Origin of the sequence: Streptomyces sp. NPDC005728, from assembly GCF_040630895.1 — a bacterium.
In the GTDB taxonomy this organism is placed as follows: Bacteria; Actinomycetota; Actinomycetes; order Streptomycetales; family Streptomycetaceae; genus Streptomyces.
Window position 1 is genome coordinate 22,826 of record NZ_JBEXYL010000091.1, and the last position, 7,900, is coordinate 30,725.

6 protein-coding genes are annotated in these 7,900 nt (G+C 68.6%); 4 read left to right on the forward strand and 2 right to left on the reverse strand.

The annotated features are described in order from the left end of the window. The first annotated feature begins 225 nt into the window (after nt 1–225). Nucleotides 226–1,359 carry a histidine kinase gene (locus tag ABZ471_RS38210; protein ID WP_359073184.1) on the forward strand — a complete coding sequence of 378 codons (1,134 nt, stop codon included), beginning with the start codon at nt 226–228 and terminating at the stop codon, nt 1,357–1,359. Between the two features lie 39 nt (nt 1,360–1,398). Continuing rightward, the gene (locus tag ABZ471_RS38215) at nt 1,399–2,067 is read left to right on the forward strand and encodes a response regulator transcription factor (RefSeq protein WP_359073185.1); all 669 of its coding nucleotides are present in this window, start codon (nt 1,399–1,401) and stop codon (nt 2,065–2,067) included. A 50-nt stretch (nt 2,068–2,117) separates the two neighbouring features. Here ABZ471_RS38215 and ABZ471_RS38220 read toward each other — a convergent pair whose 3' ends face one another. Further along, a complete protein-coding gene (locus ABZ471_RS38220) occupies nt 2,118–2,903 on the reverse strand; it encodes an IclR family transcriptional regulator (RefSeq protein WP_359073187.1) in 786 nt (261 codons plus the stop codon). Nucleotides 2,904–3,132: 229 nt separating this feature from the next. After that, nucleotides 3,133–3,315 carry a hypothetical protein gene (locus ABZ471_RS38225; RefSeq protein WP_359073189.1) on the reverse strand — a complete coding sequence of 61 codons (183 nt, stop codon included), beginning with the start codon at nt 3,313–3,315 and terminating at the stop codon, nt 3,133–3,135. A gap of 2,173 nt (nt 3,316–5,488) precedes the next feature. On the opposite strand from ABZ471_RS38225, the gene dhaL reads away from it, so the two are divergent. Then, complete coding sequence (gene dhaL / locus ABZ471_RS38230; RefSeq protein WP_359073191.1) at nt 5,489–6,115, forward strand: dihydroxyacetone kinase subunit DhaL; 627 nt, start codon at nt 5,489–5,491, stop codon at nt 6,113–6,115. 932 nt (nt 6,116–7,047) lie between these two features. Further along, nucleotides 7,048–7,326 (forward strand): hypothetical protein, encoded by a 279-nt coding sequence (locus ABZ471_RS38235; RefSeq protein WP_359073193.1) that lies wholly within the window; start codon nt 7,048–7,050, stop codon nt 7,324–7,326. Nucleotides 7,327–7,900: the final 574 nt, after the last annotated feature.

The following is a 7,900-nucleotide window of genomic DNA, read 5'->3' on the forward strand; positions in this document are numbered from 1 at the left end:
GGGTTCGGTGGCGGGCAGCAGCAGGGTGGGAGTGATCAGTCCGGGTTCGGTGGCGGGCAGCAGCAGGGTGGGAGTGATCAGTCCGGGTTCGGCAGGCGGCAGTAGGCTGTGCTCTTCGGGGGCACCAGCGCGGTCCAGCCGTCGAACGCCCCGGACGGCGACCGCCCGCCCGGCCACTGGTGTCGGCTACGCGTACATGGCCACTGGCCGATCTACGCTCGGGGTATGCACAGCCGCCTGCGCGACCTGCTGAAAGTTGCTGCGCTGACCACAGCCGTATGGCTGTCGTCCGCAGTGTTCGTCAACCGGGCGCTCGGCTGGCGCGGGACGCTCATCGCGATCGGAGCCGGAGCGTCGCTCCTTCTGCTGCGGCGCCGGCCGCTCGCGGCCCTGGCCCTCACCGTGGGCCTGACGCTGCTTCAGGCCTATCGCACCGGCGCGGTCTTCCCAATGGGCGTGTTCACGCTCGTCGCCCTGTACGGCGTCGGTCTCGCGTGCTCGATGTCGGTCGTCGTTGTCGCTGCCGCGCTCTCGATGACCTTGGTCTTCGCCATGGCGGAAATCGTGGACCGGATCCCGGAGTACGACCTCGGCAACGGCCTCCAGCTGGGCTGGTTCGCGGCCGCTGTGGCGATGGGCCTCGTGACCGCCGGGCAGCGACGGTTCCGGCAGGAGGCCGAAGAGCGCGTACGACGAGCCGAAGAGACCAGGGAGACGGAGGCACGGCGCCGGGTGAGCGAGGAACGGCTGCGGATCGCCCAGGAACTCCATGACGTGATCGGGCACAGCATCGCGATGATCCGGGTGCAGGCCGGTGTCGCCGAGCACGTACTGGACACCCAGCCCGAGGAAGCGCGGGCCTCGGTACAGATGATCAACGAGGCAAGCGGCACTGCGCTGGAGGAGATCCGCATGACGCTGGGCCTCCTGCGACGCGAAGACGACGGCGCGCCGCCAGTCACCCCGCCGCCCGGGCTGGACCAGGTACCCGCCTTGGTGGAGAACGCGCACAAAGCCGGGCTGACGGTCGAGTACCTCGTCCTGGGCATCGCGCACGACGTGCCGGCGGTGGTGGAAGCAACCGTGCACCGGATCGTCCAGGAGTCGCTGACCAACGTCCTCCACCACGCCGGGCCCGGCACCCAGGTGCGCATCCTGCTCGACTACAGGCAGGGCGTCGTACGGGTGGAAGTGACCGATCGCGGCGGCCCCGGGGGTGTCGGCGGCGGATCCGGACTCGGCCTACGGGGGATGCGTGAGCGTATTCAGGCAGTGGGCGGAACGCTCGAGGCGGGGCCTATCGCGCCGCGCGGCTTCCGAGTGGCAGCGCAGATTCCCACCAGCTCGTTCGTATCCTGAGCCCGACCACGCGCTCGATCTGCGAAGAAGGTGGGCACCGTGACCATCCGCGTGCTACTGGCCGACGACCAGAGACTGGTGCGGGCCGGCTTTCGTGTGCTGATCGACTCCGACCCGGAACTCGGGGTGGTCGGCGAGGCCGAGAACGGGGAGCAGGCGGTCACTCTGGCCCGCGATCTGACACCCGACCTGGTGCTCATGGACATCCGGATGCCCGTCAAGGACGGCATCACGGCCACCGCTGAGATCACCTCGGCGCCCGACATGCCCGGGGTCAGGATCGTGATCCTGACGACTTTCGGTCACGACGAATACGTTTTCGGGGCGCTGCGCGCCGGCGCCAGCGGATTCTTGATGAAGGACACCGCCGCGGCGGAACTACTCAGCGCGATCAAGACCGTCGTGGCAGGCGAGAGCCTGCTGGTCCCGCGCAGCACCCTCAAACTGATCGAGCGGTTCGCGCCAGGCAGAGAGACCACGGGCGCCTCGGCGCGAGTGGACGTGCTGACCGACCGGGAGCGAGAGGTGCTCGTCCTGGTCGGGCGCGGGCTGTCGAACGACGAGATCGCCGGGAAGCTGGTGCTCTCGCCGCAGACGGCCAAGACCCATGTCAGCAGAATCCTGTCCAAGCTCAAGGCACGGGACCGGGCCCAGCTGGTCATCCTCGCCTATGAGAGCAGGCTTCTGGTCCCGGGCGACGAGCGATAAGCCCGTCCCCACACGGGCAACGGGCAACATGTGCGCGCACCCGGGACGGGCTACCCCGCGGCGCGCTGGGCCGGATAGGAGCGGGTGCCGCGGCCGGCACCGAACTCGCGGGAGAGGCTGCGGGCAGTGTCGCGAACGGTGGCGGCGTGCCGGGCCCTGTCCTCCTCGCCCGTCAGATGTTCGACGGGTGCGGTGATGCCGATGGCGCCGACGACCTGGCCAGTGCGGTCGAGGACCGGGCTGGCGATCGAGCCGTCGCCGAGGTTCGCCTCCTGCTCCTCCAACGCATAGCCGGTCAGCCGAACTTGCTCGAGCTGCTCGGTGAGCGTCTGCTGGTCGGTCACGCTCCAGCCCGTGAGCGCGACCAGCTCCCCATCCAGCAGCTGCTGGCGTTCCTCTGGGGGCAGGAACGCCGCAATGGCCTTGCCCAGCGCGCAGGTGTTCCACGGAAGGGACGCGCCCACCTCCAGCATCTGCATGTTGCCCTGGGGACGCAGCGCGTGGTGGATGACCAGGACATTGCCGTCGGTGAGGATGCCCACCCACACCGCCTCGCCCGTGCGCGAGGCCAGTACCTCGGCCCAGGGTACGCAGCGTGAGCGCAGCACGTGGGTGTCGAGGTATGCGCTGCCCAGCTGCACCAGGCCGGGACCGAGCATGTACTTGCCGCCGTCATGATCCTGAGTGACCAGCTTGTCCGCCTCGAGGGTCCGCAGCAGCGCATGTACTGTGGGCTTGGCTACGCCGACCCGATCAGCCAGCTCGGTCACCCCCAAGCGTCCCGCGGCTGCGAGTTCCTGCAGTATTTGCACCGCCCGTTGCACCGACTGAACCATCGAACGGCCGCCTCGTTTCGTTATTACCGAACTCCGTTCATCATTATCGCTCTGAGATTGTAGACCAGACCCCCTCCCCGCACCCAGAGCCCGGGCGATCCTGGCCGGCCCACACTGGGCCCGCCCGCGCCGGCACCTCGGACCACTGGCCGGTCAAGCAGACCAGCGGTGCAGGCCAGCGTGGTCGCCTGCACGCGGTTGCGCAGGTGCAACACCCGCAGGAGCTCACTCACTTGGCCTCGACACGCGACCCGGACGAGTCGATCTCCGCCGCTACCTGTGCATGGGACAGGCCACGCGCAAGCAGAGCCGACAGGTACTGCTCGGCGGGCAGGGCGTTGAGCTGATCCTTTGCCCCGGCGCCACGGACCACGGCGGAGGCGGCGTACGCCACGATGAGGTGGCGCGTCATCACCGACAGCTGGAAACCGCCGTCGGCCGTGGCTGGGGCAAGCAGCCACAAGTGCCCCCGTCGGGGGCACTCCGGGCGTCGTACGGATCGACCAACGATCACGCCGGCACAAGGGCGAACAGGGGAAAGTCCGCATAGGCGGGCCGTTGCCCATGACCGGCGCGAGGCCATACACGAGATTCCGGCGTGCGGACCGAGGTGCCTGAACGCCGGCTTCCGGCAACCAGGAGACCAGAACAACGCCCGCGCCACGCGAGCACACGGGCTGCTGCCGACCCGTCCTCGGGCTGCCCCTGGTACTGATCGGAGCGCCCTGCAGGCTCGGCGGCAGGTGGAGCTGGCTGGTGCGTCCCGAAAATACGCCGCGGTGCGGGAGGCTGTTCAGCATGGGGGCCATCTGGGGTGGCGGGAGGCAGCCGGCCGGCAGGCCGAGGGCGCGGGGATGCCCCGGCAGCAGGGTGCTGCCGGGGCATCCCCCCTTCCCCCTCCCCCCGGGGTGCCCGGCGGACGAAGCGGCGCGGTGTCTGTCAGGGCACTGCGCCTCGAGGAGATCCGCCGGGCAGTCTGTGGCTCGCCGTCGCTGCGGGCTCAGACCCCGTCCACCCCTGATTCCCGGCGCTGTTGCCGACAGAATCCGGGGCCGCGAGGCCCGAGTCAGAGGGCGAGCCGGAAGCGCCGGAGCAGGTAGCTGATCATCAGCCCGCACGTCCCTCCGCCGCAGCATCACCGCGTCGGGGGCAATCGCTGGCGGTCGAAGAGGAAACAGCGTCGAGAGCCGCGGCGACCGCGGCGGGGCTGCCGAAGCCCGGGCCACCGAGGAGGCCGGGAACAACGGGGAGGGCGGGAATAACAGGGAGGGCGGGAACCATGGGCATGGCGGAAACACTGGGGAGGGCGGGGAGGCCGGCGCCGGGCAGACCGGGCAGACCGGGGACACTGGGGAGACCGGGGACGCCAAAGCCGCCGTTGCGGATGAGTTGCCCGATCGAGTTGATCAGGCCGTTGAGGTCGTTGCCCTGGCCAGCGGGCAGACGGGCGGCCGGAGTGGATGGCGGGGGGGCAGGCAAAATGGCAGGGGCTGTTGCGGCAGACGCCGCAGGGGCTGCGTGACCCACGTTCGCGCAGGCGGCGGGGGACAGGCTTGCTGAACTGGGAACCGAATCGGTGTCCGCGGCAAAGGCCGCCACCAGGACCCCGGCTGTCAGGGCCACCACCGCACCCGTAACGACAGCGGCCGTCTTCCTGCTACTGACGTTGTGACCCGACGTTCCGTGTCTGTGTACCGATGTGGCCATGGCGTGCTGCTCCTGAATCGGTGGTGAACCCCTCGCGTTCACCGTTTGATGCTCATTGCAGGGGCAACGATGGTTCGGCGGATCCTCTCCAGGGTGGAAGTTCGGTGCCGAACGTCTGGGCAGGCGGCGGGTGATCCGTCAGTGGTCCCTCGCGCTGTCAGCGAGCAGCGCGGACCTTCGGCGTGCCCAGAGTCGCCCCCGGGCCCGGAACGTAACGCCGAAAACAGCGGAGGGCATATGACCGAAACGAGTTCCTTGTTGCTGAATAGGATTCAGTAACAGTCTTACAGGCGGCAGTGTCCGGACAGCTCTCCATCCGGTGGGCTCAACACCCCGGCAGGTGAGGTCCCCTTCGTCCTGTACATGTGCCCCACAAGCTACTTGACGCTGTGAGGTGAATCTAGGCAGGCCTGGCAAGTTTCGGAGGGGAAAGGTGTCCGGAACAGGGGGCTCTCTGCTGCCTGGCTTGACAGCCGATCCGTAACAGTCATATTTTTCGAACCAGTGTTCACGATTGGTGAATACAGTTCCCGAGTCGGTCGCCGGGCATCCATTCCCCCGCCAGCTCGACGGCCGACCGGGATCTCCCGCCCGTAGGGGGCGAGAGGTGAACCCCTGTGCAAGTGAGCGGCTCATGGAACGGACCACCGGCTTGGACTACCTCCGAGCGGACACACCAACGACCAACGTGGTACCGATCCGCGTCGACGACCGGTGGGTGCCGATAGGCAGGGCAAGCCAATGCGCGACGCCGGGTTTCCGGTTTGGCCCTGCTACCGGAGTGTCGGCGCACCCCGCAGGGGCTGAGCGGCCGACATTTCCTTCGATCACCGCTCTTTGCCCTGTCGCACCAGCACAACCGCGTTGAAGGAGAGCCGGTGGACATCGCCCTCGCCCAGGCTTGGGTGCAGGCCATCGCCGAAGCCATGGGTCGGCACCAGGACTATCTGACCCAGCTCGACGTGGCCGTCGGCGATGCCGATCACGGCATCAATGTGCACCGAGGCTTCGCCGTCGCCGTGGAGACACTCGCCGATCTGGAAGCTGTCACGGTCGGTGACGTGCTCATTGCCACGGGCACCGCTCTCGCCGCCCATGCCGGCGGCGCGTCCGGCGTTTTGTACGGCGCTGCGTTCCGGACTCTGGGGACGAGCCTAGGCTCGCCGAAGGTCGATGCCGGCCAGTTCGCAGTGGCCCTGGCGGCGGGGCTTGCCAGTATCCAGCGGCTCGGTGCCGCGGTGCAGGGTGAGAAGACAATGATCGACGCCTATACGCCCGCTCTGGCCGCCTTCGAGCGCAAGGCGTGGGCGGGTGAGCGCTTCGCCCTGGCGGCTTCGGCCGCTGCCGAAGCCGCAGAGGACGGCATGACCGCCACCACCGGCATGGCGGCCCGCAAGGGCCGCCCGGCGTTCCGTAGTTCGCTCAGTATCGGGCAGCAGGACCCTGGTGCCACCTCCACCGCACTGATTTTCCGCGCGCTCGCCGACACGGTGATGGACCGCTGACGGATCGCCTGCCGCCTGCCCCGACGTTGGGCTCTGGAGCCTCCGCCACGGTGAGGATCCGCCGAACGATCGTTGCCCTTGCAATGAGCATCGAACGGTGAACGTGACGAGGTTCACCACCGGCTCGAAAGCGGCACGTCATGGGCACATCCACACACAGACAGGGAACGTCGGGTCACAAACGCATCAGCAACAGGAAGAAGAAGGCCGCCGTCGCCACAAGCGCGGTAGTGGCCCTGACGGCTGGGATCCTGTTGCCAGGGGTCTTCGCCGCGGACACCGGCACGGTTCCCAGTGCAGCAAGCCCGACCCCCACCGCCTGCGCAGGCGCGGGGCAGGCAGACCCTGCGGCGCCCGCCTCAACACCCTCCGCTCCTCCGGCTGCTCCCCCGCCATCTGCGTCGGCAGCTCCACCTGCTGCCCCTCCTGCTGCCGCCCGAAGTAACGGTCTCATCGGCCTCATCAACGGGATCGGACGGATCGCCCGTGGCCTCGGCAAAGGTGGCGCCAAGGGCGGCAACAAGCAGGACGATAAGGCGGACCAGCAGGACGATAAGGCCGACCAGCAGGACGATAAGGCTGGTGGGGAACAGCAGCAAGGTGCCGGTGACCAGGCTGGTGAGCAACAGCAGCAAGGTGCCGGCGGGGAGTCTGGTGGGACTGGGGAGTCTGGTGGGACTGGCACCGGCGGGGAGTCTGGTGGGACTGGCACCGGCGGGGAGTCTGGCGCTGGCCAGGCGAGCGGCCCCGGCGCGACGGGCGGCAGTGAAATCGGTGACCGCAGTGGCTTCGATACCAGTGGCGGTGATGGCGATCTCGTAGCTCAGGGTTCTAACCCTGAAGGTGTTGTGGCTGATGCTCCTAGCTCCGTGGGCGGCGATGGAGGCGTCGGTGGCCTGGGCGTGGGCGGCGATGGAGGCTTCGGTGGCTCCATGTTCGGCGGCGACATAGGAGGCTTCGGCGGCGGCATGATGGACATGGGCATGATGGACATGGGCATGATGGACATGGGCATGATGGACATGGGCATGGGCATGGCCCTCATGGACTCGTCCCCGGCCGGCGGCAACTGCTCCCCAAGCGGTGACACCGCGGTGCAAGGAAGCGCTGCAGTTGCTGATCAGCAACCCGCTCCGGCGCCGTCGGACTCCGTGTCCGACACCGTTCCGGCGTCGTCCGACACCGGGGAGCCGAACTACGCGGGGAACTGAGCCCGAGGCGTGACTGATCGGGACGGCACGGGGCATCCCGCTCCGTGCCGTTCTGTTGCGCCGTGCCGGCACTGGGTCTCAGGGGCTGGGATGGCGAAGCCCTCCGCGGCCCTACTGCCCTGTCTGCCGGGCCGCGCCGGGGCCATTGTGGCCTGCCGCGCCATGCCTCGGCCGATCGCAGCGCCGCGGTATCCGCGGTCCTCGGAACGCATCACCAACGGCCAAGGACTCGGTGGCTGAGTCCCGAGCCGATCCGTCACGCGCACTGCTACCGGTGGTCAGCGGACCGCACCGCCCGCCGCCGATTCGCCTGCTCCCGCGTTCGTCAAGCCGCCTGCCACCAGGCCGCTGACTGCTTCGAGGCCCCGGCAGTGAGTTCGCGCGGGTAGGGAAGCCGTCGGGCTCGGGGAAGGGACAAGGGCCAGGACTCCGGCGGCCAGGATCGCAAGAGCGATGAGCTGAACGGGTGTGGCATTGCTTGCGTACCTGCGCGTATTCACCTGTGCGGGCTGAGCGTCCGGTCATCGGCCGGCCGGTATCTCGAGGGCCCCTGTATCCGTGTCGGCCGCTGTCG